Source organism: Anaerobiospirillum succiniciproducens DSM 6400, assembly GCF_000482845.1.
GTDB classification, from domain to species: domain Bacteria; phylum Pseudomonadota; class Gammaproteobacteria; order Enterobacterales; family Succinivibrionaceae; genus Anaerobiospirillum; species Anaerobiospirillum succiniciproducens.
In genome coordinates, this window is sequence record NZ_AXWV01000015.1 from 57,812 (window position 1) to 76,576 (window position 18,765).

The following is an 18,765-nucleotide window of genomic DNA, read 5'->3' on the forward strand; positions in this document are numbered from 1 at the left end:
TCACTATGTTTGGTCACCAAATCAAAGATATTGAGGATAAGACCTTAGAGTCCAGTAAGACCGCTAATGTAGAACAAAGTATCCATGAGCATGTGCAATTCGATGCTGTACAGATGGATGCTAAGGATGATGGCTGCTTAGTTGCTGTGGCTCATGATGAGGCTAAGGACAGCGTTTTAGATCATAAACTGCCTGTGGCAGCATGTGTTGCTGATTCACAGACTAAACCTAGCTGTGATGCCTTAGCTGCAGCTCATGCCCTTTCTTTTGTTCAAGACCCTGATGTAGTGAGTGCTGATGATGCTGTAGATGCAGCTGTTCCTTCGCAAGTTCTTAGTGCTGGCTTCTTCGCAACTGAGCTTAATTGCAGCATGGAAAGCATTGAGCTGATTGATGCACTTGCTGCAGATGATGACTCTGTACTTGTTGTTGATGTGTCTGCATGCCTATCTGATATTGCTAGTGCCAAGCTCTGCTTTGATGTGCGGCTTAGTGATAACGATGAGGCAAGTGATATTTCTGATGCTAAGTCTAAGCTTGCCCAAGAGTGGCTTAATCACAGTGAGGCTGAGATCTCTAAGGTCATGATGCCTAAGTGTAGCGAGACCATTTGGAACACCACCCAGCACGACGTTAATACTTGTGACGATGCTTTTGGTGTCGGTGTTGCTAGCCTTACTAGCCTGGCTTTAGATGACCGAGCTGTTGGACTTGATATCTCTACCTTGTTATCTACTCAAGAGCCTTGTGCTGGTGCTGCAGACACACAGAACACTTATGCTCAGTCTCTAGAAGGCACTTGCTTGTCATCGGATGCCACTACACTTGCTACAAGCAATGCGCTTCGTAGCAGTGATGACAGCACTGCTGCCGAAGATGATGCTTATGCTTACTCAGATGCAGATGCTGATATTTGTGGTGCTGATGATGCCCTGGCTTTGGTTGAGGTGGATAGCATTCATCTAAGTGATGGTGATGGCGTAGCTTCAAACAATGGTTGTGATGAGCCTGTAGCTCATGCAGTCGGTGAGTGTGACACTTTGGTTGCGATGGCTGCTAATGAAGCTAATGCAGCTAATGCGATTAACGTGGCGAATGTGGCTGCAAATGAGAGCGAGATACTATCTGATGGTGCAGCTGTAACTTTGGTTCAGGCTGCATCTGATGCCGTGTCTTCTTTTGGCTCTTCAGCTGCTGTTGGTGGCTCTGCTGATGCAGGTGCTGATACTGATGCTGTTGAGGTGGATTGCTGCGGGGTGGCTTTAGATGTAGTTGCTGCAGCATTAAGCCATGCTAGCCATGAGGGTAGTGATATTTGCGGCCTTTCTATCAATGGTTGCGCCAAGATCTGGTCTGAGAGTAATAGCTACTTTTTTGAGCGAGGCAGCAACCTTGACTCATTAGAGACTATGAGTGTTGGTGAGCGTCTTGATTATCTTCTCGATAGCTTTTCATATGAGATAGATCCATACTCCATTAAGGCCTTAGATAGTGCTATTGCTTTAGTGAATAACCGCCGCAGCATGATGCGTTCATGCGAAGAGAGCAACTATGTACTGTTAAAGAACTTAGGTCTTAGCGACGTTGAGATTCAAGACTTATTGAGCGTGCTGCATTTAGAAGAAAACTACAGCACTGGAGCTTATCTTTTAGGTGTTTGCGATGATGAGCTTGAGTTTAAAGAGGCCTTAAAGCCTTACTCATTAGATACGCTGATTACTGATCCTGAGTTTGAAAAAGCTATGCTCGATAAGCTCTTACTCTGGAATAAAGCCGATGAGCGTCAGCTTAATAAGAATGCACGCCTGCAAACTACTATCAACAAGATTTATAGCGCCATGGATAGACGTTGTGGTGGTCGCTTTAAGCTACGTGATCAGCGCTTTATCGCTGAAATGGCCATAATTTTCTTGAGCTTTGCTCACGATATCAGCAAGATCAGAACTGACTTAGATATCCGTGCTGCAAATGGTCTTAAGTATGAGCCATACCAAAGCTTAACTGACTTTATTGCAGAGACTAAGACCCCATATTTACTTTTACGTCACCTCTTAGGCCGTAAAGACGATCACCATAAGATTGGTCTTTCTTATGGCGTCGATATGCTCGCCAGATACTGCTACAACACCGAAAAACTGGTCTCTCAGCTCTTTGATATCCGTATGGAGATCAATGACTTTAGTAGCCCTCTTGCTGAAATTGTTATCAAAAAGGGTGATCGTGGCTCCTGCTGTACTGCTGCAACTACCTTAAGTAGTAATGCCGAGATGTTACGTGTGATGGCTAAAGAATCCGCTGCTATGCGTCTGCGCATATCTCAGCTTAATGCCATCTTACAAGCAGATATTGAGGATAACGTAAACCTACTGCGTGACCGCACCTTTGAAAGATTAATTAAAGCAAACCCAATACCTGAGCTGCAGCTTAATTCAGTAGCTGACTTATCAACTGAAAATGGTACTGCAGCAAGCTTAGTAGATGGCATACAGGGTAGTGCTAATAGCGTATCTACCCCATCAGGTGCCAATGCCAGTGATGATGCATCAAGCTTAGATGCATCTGAGAGCAAGAATTTCACCGCTGCGGCTGGTGATGGTGATGCTGATGAGGCTAAGTCCCAAGATAGTAGTTCTGAGTGCTTGGATGATGGTGCTTGTGCTGATGCACATGCTGATACACATGATGATACAGGTGCTGATGCTATCTCTGACACTGATAGTGGCGCTGATGAGGCTGTTGATGGCAACTGTGTATTGCATGCGCCTAAGAGCTTCTCATGTCTAAAAGAGATGGAGCGTAGACAGCGTTATGGCAATTGCTTGTTCACAAATTTAAACAAAGAGCCACAACGTACTATCTGCACTCTATCTTCACTCATGTATGCCTCTGCCTTAGCTGAATATGAGCGTCGTATTCATAGCGTTAATGAGACCTATTCAGATATCTATGTTAGCGATAACACCATGTATATCTCTACATCCTCAAGAGCTCATGCAAGCTTACTCTTTGGTATGAACTTACTCACTTACCAAGACTTACAAACCTCTCTTGAGTGGGATGGCAAGTTAGTTCACGAGATTATTGTAAGAAATGGTCTGAGCTTTAGACGTGGCCATAACTACCACTTAACTGAGTGTGAAGGTAATACCGTTATCTTTAGAGGCTTTACGTTAAGAGTTGATGAGCAGCCTATCTATCCTCAACTTAAGGTTAGACAACTTGCTAATAACGACACCCTTTTAAATCAGCTAGTTGGCTCAATTGCTTTATACATTGCAGCCCGTCATGAGCAGCAAAACTACTTAATTGAGCACCGCAAGATGCTACTACGCATCTTTGAGCTCATGGCAGCTTTATCAAGACGTGAGCGTGTCCGTCTCTTAGCTCGTTTAGATGATGTCTCATATGAACGCTACAAGCTCCTTGAGCGATCTTTAAACATCTTTGAGAGCATCAGCCTTGTAAGCACGCAAAAGATCGCAGCATCTTTACATGCCAACGATCCATTAGCTAAGGCCATAGAGCAAGGCCCACAGCACATGCTAGAGCTGATGCGCAAATACCCTGTAGACGACCAGTGCACAATAGACTCAATGGCTGGTAATGCAAGCCTTAACTCATTTGGTAGTGCCACTACTGCAGCAGACACTAACACGGCCAACTTAAGCAGCAATGCTGCTAATGCCAGTGCAAGCGCTAGTGCTAGTGCTAGCAATGCGGCCAATGCAGCTAATAGCGCTAATCGTGCTAATGGCGATGGTGCCACTGGCTCAATGGTCGATGCTATTGAGCAGGGCTGTGGTGATGCAGGCAGGTTAAAGAGTGCGTGGTTTGAGCTCATAAATGAGTATGAACAGCGCTGCATGGGAGTGGATATTCCAGCTTTAGTGCAGGCTTTTAACTTAGACCGTAAGTCAATTGCTGTTAATTCCACGGAGGCAGTGGTTTTTCGTGAAGTACTTGGTCTTGGTGTAGCCATCATGATTGGGGCAAGCCATGCTGATGATGACATCTTTAAGGCCTCTAAGCGTCATGTCGTTACCGGTGGTTTTGATTATCGCAATATGAAGATGCGGGGACTCAGGCTTATCGAGCTTGAAAATAGCCACCTTAAAGACTTTGACCCTCTTAATCTCCCCAATTACATGGACTATGAGCTCAAGCCTTCACGTATGGTCATCAATGGCTGCACGCTAAGCGACGTGCTGCATTCTGCAGAGCACTATAAGCAACAAGTCACCGTGACCTTTGAAAACGGCTCTAAAGCATTAAACGACGTTCTGTGCAGCCGTCAAAGCAAAGCTAAGAAGCTTAAAAAGCAGCTTGAACAATGCCCTGTCTAACAACAGCTAAGGGTGGAGCAAGCTAAGGCTAAGGGTCTGGAGGCTATAGCCTTTTGCTCTTTTTCTTAGCTTGCTCACTTGCTTAGTAACACGATTAACTTCTTTGGAACTCACATTAGCAGCTATTGCCCTTGTAAGTTGTCTTAATGGCCCTTAGAGGCTTAAGGATAGTTTATATGTTCCACAATACCCGTCGTATTCTTGGTACTTTCAAATACGTCATATCTCGCAATAGAGGTTTAGAAAACCGCAAGAATGACCTGCTTACAGGCCACGGTGTTGAGAATATCACCAATATCAGAATCACCATGTTCATAAGCTTGTTTATAGGCCTCATTGCCCTCATCGCTTATGCAACAGCACTGTCATTAAATGCCCTGCTCGTCTTTTCCATGATGTTTATCTTTATGTCCTGGTACATTGGTCATCTGCCAAATGACAAGCTCTCTGAGGATCTCGATACCCATTTTGGTAAACATAATTTCAATCCATACAAGTCTTACTTAGGTGGCCGCATTCTCATCACCTCACGTGGTGTCAGCCTGTCACTTAGCAAGCGTACCCCTTTAAACATCATCTCAAGACGTCAAGAGCTGACCTTAAAGCTTGCTGAGGCCAAGGCTCTTGCAGCACTGCCAGCTCCAAAAGATAAATCTACATCAAAACAGCACAGCGCATCACAAACTCACCTGAAGTCCATGACCCAGGCAAGACCTGATGCCCTTGGTGAACAGTGCTGCATACCTACCACAACAGCAGCCACAGCTCCTAAGAGTAATGCTAGCCCACTAAGCTTAGGTGCAAAACCTAACGATGCCACTCAATCCTATGGAAATGCCGCTGCACATACCAATGTTTATGAAGCTAATGAGGCTGCTCATTTAGTTGATGCCAATGTTGCATCCGCCTTTGCATCTTCACATGCATTTGCCAGTACTGATGCAGTTGCTGATGCTGGTGCTCCTGTTGGTGATGAGTCTAATTGTGCACGCGGTGATACCTATGCAAATGAAAATGCCGGTGCTGCTGCCAGTTCATGTGCCAGTGCAGGTGCTACTCCTAGCACTAGTGCCGATGCTAATGCCTGTACAAATGAACTAAGCGCCAATTTTTCAGCTGCTACAAATGGTGCTCAACGCCATGCAATAAATGCCCATGCTTCTGACGTTCAGGGTTTTGGTCATGATGCTATGGATTGTGCTGGAGCTGCTATCCATGCCTGCTCTGCAAGCGCTGTAGCTATGAGCGAGCCTATGACTCAGTCTAGCCGTGTTGACGGTGCTGCTTGCGACAGTATGGACATGCACAATGGTCTTGTTGGTGGTGTTCAAGCTTCTGGCTTTGGCTCTGGTGATGGTGATGCTGAAGATATGGCAGGTATGCATGGTAAGGAGATGGCTAGTTTGCGTGCACGTAAGCTGGTCAGCGCCATGTTTATGGATAGGCCATGCTCTGATGCTGAGGACTTTGTTATTGGACGTGCCTTACACATGGCTCAATGTGATGATGGTAATGCCTGTAGCGCTCTTAATAGCGGTTTTATGACCACTCTTGAGACCCCACTGTTAAGTGGTGTACGCCTCTATCCTGGTATTCCGATGACTGATGCTTGTTGCTGTCAGCTCATTAGTGCCATTGCTAATAAGCTTAACCATACAGATAAGAGTGGTCATGCTCTAAGCGTGGCCAATGCTGCTTCTGCGGTTATTCGTGGCACTGATAAGGCTTTAACTTTTGCAGCTAATTTACTTGGAGGAAAAGAAGATGGAAGTGATTATGCCCATGTACTTAATAACCATTGCGCTACTGGACGCGCTGATCTTGCTAAATCTAATGGTCAGTGGGTGCCTCCTTATCACTCATCAATGCGCAAAATGGTTAGACCGAAGGATGTAACCTTTTGGGGCTTTGGCTTTATCTGGGGTGCTGAGCATACTCGTTTGCTGCATCATAAGCTTGAGATTGGTCTTAGACGTGCTGCCTATGGTAGCAATGGCTCTCCTGATATTCATGCTATTGGAGGTCAGTACCATGCCTATGAGCCAATCTATCTGCCTGAGAGCAATTTAAAGGGTCACACCTTATTACTCGGAACTACTGGTGCTGGTAAGACTCGCTTTTTCGATCTAGAGATTTCACAAGCTATTGCACGTGGCGACACTGTGATTGTGATTGACCCAAAGGGTGATCGTCAGTTACTGCGTAGTATTGTACGTGCAGCTAAGGATGCTGGTCGTGATCCTATTCAAGACCTCTTTATCCTCGACTTATCTAGAAAGCAATTTACTCCAGGTGCCGATAAGCACTCATTTACTTGCTATGACCGCTGCCGTGGCATCGTTAAGCCTTTTGGTATGGAGGGTAGTGATGATGCTGCCGATTGTTCCAATCTGCGTGGTAAGGATGGACTTAATCGAGACAATTTAGCCGACCTCAATGATTACTGGGCCACTGCTAGTGATGTTGACCATGAGTTAATGACTGCCCCATGCGACAGTCTCATCACTGATGACATGCTCAACTTTGAAGGCTACTCCATGGATGCTAATACTGGCCGTGTAAGCGTGCCAAATACAGCACAGCATGGCTCAGGCTCAGGTTCAGGTTCAATCTCAGGCTCAGGCTTGGGCCTGGGCTCTGAGGCTTGCTCTGCAAATGGCTTTTGCGGCGATACTATGAGATTTGATGGGCCTCGCAGCGAGCAAGATATTGCGATGATGGATGCTTTAAAGCGTTCTGAGGAGTTCTTTGCCAATTCAAGCGATAAGAATCACTTGCAAGGTGGTGGTGAGTTTAGAGCTACCTTCTCAAATTTATATGACTCTCCTGCCTCTCGCTTTAATGAGCGTTTGATGCAAGATGAGCACTATCAGGATGTAATTGCACCTGCAGCCTCTGCTTTTGCCGGAACTACTGGTAATTGGCAAGGTAAAGAGCTTGATGTGGATGACATTATCATCAACTGCAGCAACTACGGCATTAATCCTGTGGGAGCTTTTGATCAGCCAGCTCAGATTGGTGCTCGTTTAACCTCTATGCTCTCAAGCTCTGGCTCTAGTGCATCGTTCAAAAACTACTCCAACATGGCTGTAACTGCAGCTGTAGTGTGCTGTCAGCTCTCAGGTAAGCATATTACCGTTGAGAACATCCGTGACTTAGTTACTGATCCCAATGCCCTGCAAGTAGCACTACGTCGTTATATCAACTACAAAGTCGAACAGATTGATAATGAGGTCGTACAAAGACTTTGGAACACTATCCATGGCGTGGGTGGTCCACTCAATGGCATTAAAGGTGTAGTCACTGCAGCCTTAGGCCCTCATGCTACAGGTGAAGCACCAGTGGGCAATTACCATGAGATCATCGATGGCCTCATCAAAGAAGGCAAGATTAGTCGTGCCGCCTTTAAGAGTGTACTTGAGCAAATGAAGCACAGCCCTACTCGTCCTAGCAAGGCTGATTTACTGACCTTATTTGGCAATATCGCTGAGCTTGATCCTATTGCTGATGCCTCAGCTATTACCTCTTTAGCCCTGTCTTTATTTGATAGTGCCTCAGAGCGTAAAGAGGCTGAAGAAGCTTGCGCCTCAACTTATGTAGACGTGCATGAAGGCGATAGCGTTGATGCTACCGACATTCTCTTTGCAAATCGTGAATCAAGCACCGATCCAGGTGCCAGTGCCGACATTAGCGACGAGAGAGCTGCGGCTAATGCTGATGCAGCACAGGCAGAAGCGCAAGCGGAGGCTGAGGCCACAGCAGCTACCCCTGCTCGCAAGACTCGTTCTCGTAGCAAGAAAACCACTACTACCACTACCAAGAAGACCACGACTAAGCGTAATACCAAGAAAGCCCCAACTCTTACCGCCTCTAAAAAACGTGTAATGTGTGCTCAGGCTGAAAACGAAGTGCTGCAGGCCTTTTACGATTGGCTAGGCAAGAGTGGTCTGTGTAACGACTTAGTGGATTGTCAGATCGTGTTTATGGTTACTGCTCTGCCTGTTGAGTACTATCGAAAGGTTACTAACTCCGTAGTCCCATACTTAGGCTCTTTAACTGGAGGACTATTACGTGGTCTGCTCTCTGGTAGCCGCAATGGTCAAGCTCTACCAAGTTTAAGAGACTTAATTGAGGGCAATAAGATCTTTGTTGCAGATATTCACTGTCTTAAAGATGCCACCACTGGCCAAAACCTAGGCAAAATGCTCTTATCTGACCTTGCTTTCGTGGCTGGTGATATTAATGCCACCGGTGCTCAGCTAAAGCGTATCTCAGTATTTATTGACGAGGCATCTGAGCTTGCTGATGAGGCCTTAGTGCAGCTGTTAAACAAGTCTCGTTCAGCTGGCTTCTCTATTACCATTGCCACACAGTCTATTGCTGATTTGTCACAGCGTTCAGGCTCAAAAGATGCGGCTCATCAGATCGTAGCTAACTGCAATAACCTTATTGCTATGCGTGTTAACGATCCTGAAACTGCAGCTATTGTGTCCTCAGTATTGCCTCACACTAGCGTTGCTCAGCGATCCGCATCCGTGCAGTATGCAAGTGACGTATTTTGTGGCTTAACCTCTATTGGTCATGGTCTGTCGATGCAAGATGCCTCACTCTTCCCACCAGATGTGCTGATGATGTTACCTGACTTTGAGTACGTTGCTCGCTTCTCAGACGGTTCTTGCTACAAGGGCTTTATCCCTCGTCTTGCCCCAGATGAAGAGGTCTACCCTGATATCGCCAAGCACAAGACAGCCACCCATGCTACCACCAGTGCTGCATCTATGGCAGCAACAACCTTCGTCCCATCCTCAGCCACAACCAGAGCCGAAGCTGCATCCTCAGCTACTGCAGCCTCAGCTTCAGCATGTGCATCTGCAGCACCTTTTGCATCATCAGGAGCTGCATATGCTGCAATGACACCAATGGCAGCAATGGCAGCATCCAACGGCCAAACCAATAGCTATGCCCCATCCAGCCATGATACTGCTAGCAACGGCATGCCTAAGAGTAATCACCATGCAGCTTTAGCACTCAACGGCATGGCATCAATGCAGCAAAGCTCAGTTAATGCTGCAACACTTGCAAGCATGAGCACCATGGCTGCCAATGGAGTCACAACAGCGGTGCCATTTTGCAATGCACCACAAGGCACTGCCTATGCTGCAGCTAATGGAGGCATCAACATGTACGCAGCTAACGAGCTTGGCAATGCTACTCAACATGGCCAGCTTGCATTGGCTCAGACTAATGGTGCTGTGGTGTCGGCTATGGGAATAAGTTCTGCCTCTAATGACCATGCCATGCTTGATAAGGTATTATGGCCTGATGGTGTCATGATGCCAGGCAATTACAGTCCAGCTCGAGAGTCAGCAGAAGGTGTAAGTGCTTGCTTTAAGGAGCAATTTACAGATGCGCAGCTGATGAACAACCTCAAAGACCCAGGCAAGATCAGTCTCTTTTATCGTAGGCAGCATCTTGAGCAAATGGTTAAAGAGACCACGCAAGAGAGCTATGCAGCTTATCGTAATCCTGAGGGTTTTAGACTTGGTAACTCCTCTCATAGCTTCCATGGTATTGAAAGCCCAATTCATTACTTTAAAGAACGTTTTTCATGGCAGTCATTTAAAGCCGAGAGCGATCCTAAAGTACGTTTAGCCCTACTTTTAGCCCTGCCACTTTTAATGCTTAAGTATCTGTGTGGCTCTGTCCTCATCATGTTTATCCACACCATTAGCTTTATCAAAAATAAGGTGCTCAAAAGCGTATTAACAGAGCTTCTGATGATTGCATTTATCGGCCTAAACCTAGGACTGATGTTCCAAGATAACTTTGTTGAGGAAAATGCAGACTTAATTTGGGATGTGTATTGTTACTTTCAAAATCTCGGTGAAAGCATCTACTACTGCATAACTAATGTCACCTTGTGCTGCCCATATCTAAGCTATGACAATATTGCAGATATCATATCTGTAGGTTTTATTATGATTGATTGGTACATCAGAAATCCATCACTAATGTATTCACTAATCCTCTTAGGCATTATGATTGGGTCACACAGCAAGCTGATGAGTGCTATTCACCACACTACTCCACCAGCATCAGGACTGCTAACTCCATCGGTTAACTATTTATGGAGTCACAAATTATCCTATGTCATCGTGATCATCATTCTCACATCATTTTTAGTTGGCTTTGGCGTTCTCTTTGGTCGAGAAATAGCCTATTTATCCACCGCAGGTTTCCTCTTAATTAGTGGTTACTTCGTCGGTGCAGCTCTAACTCGTACCGCCAAGTAACAAGCAAAAAAACAAAGAAAATTAAACCAAACCACAATAGCAAAGCCCCAGCACCAAAAGCTCATAGAGCCCAGCATCAAGCCTAAGTTACCATCCACTACAACAGTGCCAAGCTTGATGCTGCATACGCTTAACTAGAGGTCTTTGCTAGCTCAAAAGATTAAGTAGATACAAGTCAACGACTCAAATCTACACCTTTCCATGATCAGTAAATCCGTGAGGGCTACGCATGTTTATGCGTGGCCTTTTTTCGTTTTGAGCATCGTGTTCCCAACAGATGCAGCAAGCAAAAATCCCATCCAGCCTACTTGTCTACACCAAAGTCAGTCATACCCCTCATACGATCTCAGCTCACCACTGCTCAGAGTCACAGGCTGTTCTGCCGCCTCGAAAAATGCCACTACACCACTTTAACTGCAGATGCTTTTGGCTAAGGCTTAGTCATTTTGCAGACCTGAACTGGGCTAAATACATGCTGCCTAAATGCATAGATTTGAGATGCCATTGAGACTGCATTCATACGGCTAAGGTTCGTGCAACTAAGCTAAATGACGCAGTTTTAAGATCTCAAGTGGTATAGCGTCAGCACATGAGTAAGTGGTGTGGTTGTGGTGATCTTATATCTTTGCTGACATCAAAAGATTACTAAAAGCCATATGAGGCGATGATCTTTAAAAGATTTTCCAAGATCGTGAGTGTTTTGATCTTAAGTGTGAAGCGATCATGTGAAATACTCACAAAATGCCGCCAAATTCGCAGTGAGTTTAGTCATAATCACTGTCCGATTCATAGCTATACTTTGACTGTGCTCAATGTTTCGACAAAAGATCAGTGATCTAAGGGGTGTTTGTAGGTGCACACTAGATCTTAATAGGCTATGATATTGCGCATTGGTGCTGCTACTTCATGTAAGCGGCATGGAGCTTTTCTTGCGGCATCAAGCCGATTGACGTCGGAGAAGGTTTATGGCCTTTTTAGATAACTTTGAAGACAAGCAAAATAAGCTTGTACCTTTAACTGAACTGCATAAAGCCGAAGCTGAAGATGCACAATCTCTCTTTGCACTGATGCGAGAGTTTGTACCTCTTGACGTACGTCCAGCTGAAGCAAAGTATGAATTAGAAGCAATCTCTAAGGTAGAGGGCTGTATTGAAAGTGCCTACTACTTTAAGTTCATGTCTTCTCCATTCGATCTTGATGATGTCAAAAGACATTTAGTGCACTTTAAAGGCCTAAATGAGACCAATGTCCAAAGCTGTGTAGATCGTATTATTGCTGTAGGTAAGAAAGATCTCGAGCTCTTAACTTCAGTTCGTGACTATGGTCGTGATGTAGCCAAGCTCTATACAAAGCTTGCTCAAAGCGATACTACTCAAGCTAGCTGGCAAGTTGAGATTGCTGTAAATCGCCTCAATACTGACTTCACCACTGCTCTTTGCAACGATGTTCGTAAGAACATGACCAATTACGAAAAGAAGAAGTTTACCCCTGAAGAGATCAGAGGCAAGCTCTTTACTGCTGTGCTTACTCACTTAGAAGCTCTACATAAAGTTGGTCAGGTATTAGGCCAGGTTGAATCTTCACTAAAAGCTCTCAAGGCAGCTTTAGAGGCTAAGGATCAGTCCTTATTAGCCGCAATCGATAAGTTTGATGGCGTAAAACCTAAGGTTGAAAAGCCAGCCAAACCTGCCAAGGTTGACAAGCCTAAGGCCGAGAAGCCAGCAACCAAGAAAGTTGCAGCTAAGAAGACCACTGCCAAGTCCACCAAGACTGCAGAAAAGGCCACTACTGCTACTAAGGCAAAGGCCCCAGCTAAGACAGCAACTAAGGCCACTGCCACCAAGACTGCAGAAAAGACTACTGCAACCAAGGCAAAAGCCCCAGCCAAGACAGCTACCAAGGCTACTGCCACTAAGGCTGCAGCAAAGACAACTGCAACCAAGGCAAAAGCCACAGCCAAGGCAGCTACCAAGGCTACTGCCACTAAGACTGCAGCCAAGACAACCGCAGCTAAGGTAAAGGCACCTGCTAAGACAGCTACCAAGGCTACTACCACTAAGACTGCAGCAAAGACCACCGCTGCAAAGGTAAAGGCCCCAGCTAAGACAGCTACCAAGGCTACTGCTACTACTAAGACCGCAGCAAAGACCACTGCAGCTAAGGTAAAGGCCCCAGCTAAGACAGCTACCAAAGCTACTGCCACTAAGACTGCAGCAAAGACTACTGCAACCAAGGCAAAGGCCACAGCTAAGACAGCTACCAAGGCTACTGCCACTAAGACCGCAGCAAAGACTACTGCAACCAAGGCAAAGGCTCCAGCTAAGACAGCTACCAAGGCTACTGCCACTAAGACTGCTGCTAAGACTGCTGCTAAGGTAAAGGCACCTGCTAAGACAGCTACTAAGGCTACTGCCACCAAAACAGCAGCAAAGACTACTGCTGCTAAGGTAAAGGCACCTACTAAGACAGCAACCAAAGCTACTGCCACCAAGACAGCAGCAAAGACAACTGCTGCTAAGGTAAAGGCACCTGCTAAGACAGCTACCAAGGCTACTGCCACTAAGACTGCAGCACAGACTACTGCAGCTAAGGTAAAGGCACCTGCTAAGACAGCTGCCAAGGCAACCGCAGCTAAGGTAAAGGCACCAGCTAAGACAGCTACTAAGGCTACTGCAGCTAAGGTAAAGGCACCTGCTAAGGCAGCTACCAAGGCTACTGCCACCAAAACAGTAACTAAGACTGCTGCTAAGGTAAAGGCACCTGCTAAGGCTGCTAGCAAGGCTACTGCAACTAAGGTCAAGGCACCTGCCAAGACAGCTACAAAGGCCGCTGCCACTAAGACAGCAACTAAGACTGCTGCTAAGGTAAAGGCTCCTGCTAAGACAGCTGCTAAGGCTACCGCCACCAAGACAGCAACAAAGACTGCTGCTAAGGTAAAGGCACCTGCTAAGACAGCTACCAAGGCCACTGCCACCAAGACTGCAGCAAAGACTACTGCTGCCAAGGTAAAGGCACCAGCTAAGACAGCTGCTAAGGCTACTGCAACCAAGACTGCAACAAAGACTGCAGCTAAGGTGAAGGCACCTGCTAAGAAAGCCACCGCAGCTAAGAAGACTACTAAGAAGTAATCTTTACAAGTTCACATTTGTTAGCAATTTAAAAGGCCACCCATTGGGTGGCCTTTTCATTAGCACTTTTGGCAAAAGCTGTTGCTTAGCAACGGTTGGCTGCAAGAGCTCTTTTCTTTGAATTTGTGGGTATTAGTACAAATCTCTTTCGATTTGATCACCCATCTTGTCAAACTCTTTGCCTACTTTCTTCACAGCCTTCTTGGTGCCCTTCACAATATTGTGACCACCCTTTTGAATACTCTTACCCATGGCCTTAGTGTCTTTAACTACCTGATGGCCAGCATTGTTAATATCACGGTTGAATTGAGCACGCTTATTAGCAGAACATGCTGTAAGTAATGCCATAGCAACTACAGCAGTGATGGGAATTAACTTCATAATCATCCCTTTGCTATCAAGCGATAGCCTTGTCCTAAATCTTTTGCACTGATGACCTTACATCAGCTCTTTCTTTAGTATAGCTTATTGAGCTTCAAACTATTGAACCAGCCGTACTTTAACAAGCTCTATACGACTACAAGGTGCACTCATGCCTGTTAAGCTGCGTAGCTTCCTGTTATCAAGCTACCTCTATGTGTTGCTCTGCCTTGGGTTGCGTTACTTTATACACTGGGCTCTTTTAACTACCTTTTCAGGCCAAGAACAGCTATAGCAACACCTCTCAAAAGTTTCGCTTATCGACTAAAGAACCATTTACCACCTGCTTCCTCATCAATTTGTGATATCCGCAAGGATAAGCCTCTTTGAGGCTGCAGATCGTTTTCGTTGTTTGTTATAAGCCATTAAGTTTATTCACCTTTGTCTTATCCACGACCAGCGGCTTTAGAGCCTTATTCGACTCTACACAGCCAGCTGCGTTTAGCCTGGTGGATCTTTTTTATACTGGCTGCTTTTGGCATGGTGGGTGTTTTTATACCTGCGGCTTTTGTGTCTTGGTGTAGTTAGCTAAAAGAGTATTTGACGAGAGCTACCCACGATAGCTTTAACAAGGCGGCTTTTATTTGCGTACTAAGACTAGACTAAGTCTCTTAACATATGATGATGAGTGCAATGCCTAAAAAGTCTTGCTACGTATGGCAGATAGTGCTTACGTACGGTGAGACTGAGAATAATTTAGTGAGATTAAGGCTCTATATCCTCACTTACTGGGAAAGTCAGTACGTGACGTATGTTTAGATATGGTTAGATGCTATGGCACACACTGTTGTAGCATGCTATGGATGGCGATAATCTGTCTTTATGAGCCTGATAGCAGGCATTGCAACCAAATAATAAGGCCAGGATGTTTGATTGCTACGTTGCACTATGACTGCAAGTGCTTCTTGGTTGGGTTTAACTGATACAGCTTAGGATTGACCTAGCTGTACGATTTTATGATGAGTGCCTATGAAAACTGCTTTACAAATAGTAGACCAGATTAGATCTCTAAAACTTGATGTCGATGAGATCAATGCTTACAACCATCTAGCCGTATTCTTAGGCTTTATGATAGAGCAAGAGCTCGTAGACCCAGACCTATTGAGCACTTTACAGGACAAATACGGCGATCTGCGCTTTGTAGATCTGCGTAATGTCATCAGGGATGACTTAGGCTCAGATCTTAATGCCGACATGTTTACTGACGAGGGTGCCGAGTTTTTCAATTACTACGTAGCTGAAGGATCATCTGGTCCTAACTTATATGAGGATCTCAACCTCTTTGCTCTTGAGTGCTTTGGTGACTACGAAAAGGCCTACCACAAGTATCAGGGCATGCCTTATCTCTTTATTCCATACGACGAGTTTATTGAGACTGCTAATCAGTACCTTGAGGCCCGCTTTGAGTCCTTTAACGGCCTTGAGGTGTTTGAAGATCCTCACCATAAAGAGCTTGCTGAAGTTTTCATGGAATACATCAGCCCTGAGAGCAAGTTTATTCCATCTGTGAACGATGACGATAGTATTGCTGCTCAATTTGCTTATCAGAATTTAAAGGGCAAGATTGAGGGCTTTTATCCTGTACTCGTAGCAGTTGAAGAAGAGCTTTTAGAGCGTTTAATCGTGCAATCGAGCCCATCTACTGCCAATGATGACGTCTTCCACTTCAACGTCGAGGAAGTAGAAGATAGTCGTCGTCGTTTTATCGATGAGGCTCAGGACATGATCTCTTCAATCGACGACATCTTCGGGTCTTTACAAGATCAGCGTGAGGCCGAGCTTAACGAAGAAGGCCTAACCTTAAATGAGATTAGAGGCAACTTTGACATTGCCATGGATGGCGGTGATCCTCTTGATCTTATCAACTCAACAGAGTTTGACTCATATTGGACTGGTGAAAACGACACCACTGCTCCTTTAGTTCTGAGCAACCTAAAATTAGAGCATCCAGCCCATATTCTGGCCCATATCCCATTTGGTCCATATAACGATTGCCCAGAGCCATCCATGTCTGTGGCCATTGCTCACTATTTTTACGAAAAGTATGGTGCAAGAGTAGCTGTCATTACCTCTGATTGCATTGAGTTTACCCTCGATGAGCCACTTGAAGAGGACGTAGCTATGCAGGCTGCTGAGGAGCTGTTCTTATTCTGCCCACGTGCTCTTGAGCAAACTCAAGCAAGTAATGCCACCATTGCCGACCTCGCTGAGTACTTAACTCGTGCCCAAGTCTGGACTTGCCCATTTGGCCTTGCTAGCGATGATGAGTACGATCCATATGCCGACGATGCCGACTTTAATGAGTACTAATCTCAACTAAGCCAAGCATCATAAAACCTAAGCTACATCAGCAGCTTAGCTTAGCTTAAAAAGCCATGCTCCCCTCATAGAGCATGGCTTTGTCATTTAGAATCCACCCAAATTCGACTGCACAACTACCTATTTCAGCCTATCCTCAATGCCAGTAGTTAATTAAAGCCAGCCTCGAGCTAAAGGCTCTAAGCTAAAAAGCCAATACACCCCATGCCAATACAGGCAGGTCAGGCCAGGCAAAGATTAGATAAGCTCAGTCTTGCACTCCATCCCTTGCAACTGCCCCTGAAGTGCCTCATGCGTTTTATTTACAGCTTGTGGGAGTGTCCAGCTTGTTTGAAGTTAACCTAGCATACCCTTGAAAAGGGCCTCACATATTCTTATGGGCCTTTGTAGTCTGTCTAACCATGACTCAAGTACCAGCTATAGCATGAGCTTCCAAAGCCAAAGGATCTTGAATGCATATGCCCTAGCCAAACTTATGGGCAACCTTAAATAGCTATCCTTCAAAGCTTTTGAGAAGGCTGTTGTTGTTATCACTAATGACAATCAGCCCCAACTCTGCATGGGCTGCGTTCATGCCACTGCTATATGCTGCAGCGACTAACTTGTGCTGGTCTATGACTCAGCTTGTGCCTCAAGAGTGATGTGTGCAAGCAGTCTGTAGCTGCAGCTTAATGTGCCTCATAAGCTGCCTTACATCTAGTGCTGCAAGGTTAAGGCACTAGTGCTCTAATTAAGCAGCTAAATGAGCTGGAGTGGCTCTAAAAGCTTATGCCCATGCCTTTGGATATGAGTTTGCTGGTGGTGCGATCTGGTGAGTGTTGTCACTTTCGAGCACTGAACTGAAAATGCTTGAGCACTGTAGATGATTGGGACTGAGTATTGATGCACGGAGCGATTTAGTTGGGATCTGCGTCTTTTTATGATGCTTAGTGTGGCTGATGAGGGGCTAATTGTCCTAAAAAGGAACTTTCGATGGCTACAAAACAAGCATGGGGCAAAATCGGTCGAGTTTAGTTTGTCTTGGTCATGGTAATAGTGCTGTTAGTGCTTTGCAGAAGCTATCTTGGCATAAATGGCGTGTCTATGCTGTTTGCTAAGATGATTGGGGCTGGGCTTGGCTGAGATCTTGTGCTGCTAGTGTAAGTTTGTATGACCGAGTTTTGACTCGTTAATGAGAATCTCAATCTAAGCAAGGGTTTTGATGGGCATATTACATTACAATGCATAAACAATCATTTATTGTAATGTAATATGCTTTGCATGCTGCTTATGCATGATCTATTGCTCAAAAACCCCTAATTTATGCGGGTTAAATACTTTGATCGCAGTGGTGAAAGTCCGCTTAACTGTACATGAGATAATTTTTGCCGTGTTCTTGATGACCAGACATCAGGTAAATTTACATATTTGCCTTGATTGATGGCCACTTTGACACAGGTGGGTCTAAGACCTTCTTACTTTAACTGCTAACTTAATTAGTGCTTGGTCTACTTAGGTTTTTAAGCAAAGCCTAGTACCTGTCATTAAAGCTAGCTCACTTAAAGAATTACTCTCAAATGGGCTTTAACTTTTTTGTCAGGTACTGCTTAGAAGATCAAATGCATGAGCGTCAGCATCTGCCGTATTCACTTAAATGCTTATGTATTGAGTGCATGGATACGTACGACTAGCTTAAAGCTAACAAACACTGTCGTAGCAAAGAAATACATTCATCAAAGCACACTAACGGACAAAGTTAATCACTACTTGAGCCACCCCATTGCATGTTTAGCAATGCCGATGACACGATGTATTGCCTTTATGCCTCTTAATAAGCAGCACAAAAGAGCATAGCTATACCTAATCACCATCAGTTCATGGTCTAAAAGCATAGTTACTAAAGCCTTATACAAGGACTTGTCATATGTAATAGCAAAAGTCAGCAGCTTAAGCTCTTACATGACTGTTACTGTTCTTTTGAGCATTAGCATGCATGGCCGTGCTACCTAGCTCATCTTTGGCTCTTGATACGCCTATCATGGCGTTATCTTGTGCGTGCCCTAGCTTTCAATTAGCTGTAGCTGCAGGATCACTCTTGCTAGTGCGGTGATATTGATTGGGGCTATGGCCTTAGCCTGGGCTTTAGCTACGCCTTGTTTCAGGGCTTTGCTATGGCCTTTGCTTTGGCTTGGCTGTAGCTTTTTGGCTTGGCCTTATTGGCTTAGCTTAGCTAAGCTTGGCGTTGGGGCGGTGGTGTGATCTTTTAGATCGGTGGCTACTTGC

Annotated in this window: 5 protein-coding genes; 4 read left to right on the forward strand and 1 reads right to left on the reverse strand. The window is 45.2% G+C overall.

Annotation, left to right across the window (positions count from 1 at the left end):
• Positions 1-5: 5 nt before the first annotated feature.
• From H524_RS0101950 to H524_RS16215, 3 genes are all read left to right on the forward strand, one after another.
• Positions 6-4,343 carry a hypothetical protein gene (locus H524_RS0101950; protein ID WP_027939021.1) on the forward strand — a complete coding sequence of 1,446 codons (4,338 nt, stop codon included), beginning with the start codon at positions 6-8 and terminating at the stop codon, positions 4,341-4,343.
• A 176-nt stretch (positions 4,344-4,519) separates the two neighbouring features.
• A complete protein-coding gene (locus H524_RS17940) occupies positions 4,520-10,636 on the forward strand; it encodes a type IV secretion system DNA-binding domain-containing protein (RefSeq protein WP_027939022.1) in 6,117 nt (2,038 codons plus the stop codon).
• A gap of 965 nt (positions 10,637-11,601) precedes the next feature.
• A complete protein-coding gene (locus H524_RS16215; protein WP_052338843.1) occupies positions 11,602-13,764 on the forward strand; it encodes a hypothetical protein in 2,163 nt (720 codons plus the stop codon).
• Positions 13,765-13,896: 132 nt separating this feature from the next.
• Here H524_RS16215 and H524_RS0101965 read toward each other — a convergent pair whose 3' ends face one another.
• Positions 13,897-14,145 (reverse strand): hypothetical protein, encoded by a 249-nt coding sequence (locus H524_RS0101965; protein WP_044121261.1) that lies wholly within the window; start codon positions 14,143-14,145, stop codon positions 13,897-13,899.
• 1,008 nt (positions 14,146-15,153) lie between these two features.
• Here H524_RS0101965 and H524_RS0101970 point away from each other — a divergent pair.
• On the forward strand, positions 15,154-16,494 hold the full coding sequence (locus H524_RS0101970; RefSeq protein WP_027939024.1) for a DUF4253 domain-containing protein: 1,341 nt from the start codon (positions 15,154-15,156) through the stop codon (positions 16,492-16,494).
• The last annotated feature ends 2,271 nt before the right edge of the window (positions 16,495-18,765 follow it).

Excerpts from the sequence above, each read along its gene's own strand:
- H524_RS0101950 (WP_027939021.1), top strand. The coding sequence starts at position 6 with ATGTTTGGTCACCAAATCAAAGATATTGAGGATAAGACCTTAGAGTCC.
- H524_RS17940 (WP_027939022.1), top strand. The coding sequence starts at position 4,520 with ATGTTCCACAATACCCGTCGTATTCTTGGTACTTTCAAATACGTCATA.
- H524_RS16215 (WP_052338843.1), top strand. The coding sequence starts at position 11,602 with ATGGCCTTTTTAGATAACTTTGAAGACAAGCAAAATAAGCTTGTACCT.
- H524_RS0101965 (WP_044121261.1), bottom strand. The coding sequence starts at position 14,145 with ATGAAGTTAATTCCCATCACTGCTGTAGTTGCTATGGCATTACTTACA.
- H524_RS0101970 (WP_027939024.1), top strand. The coding sequence starts at position 15,154 with ATGAAAACTGCTTTACAAATAGTAGACCAGATTAGATCTCTAAAACTT.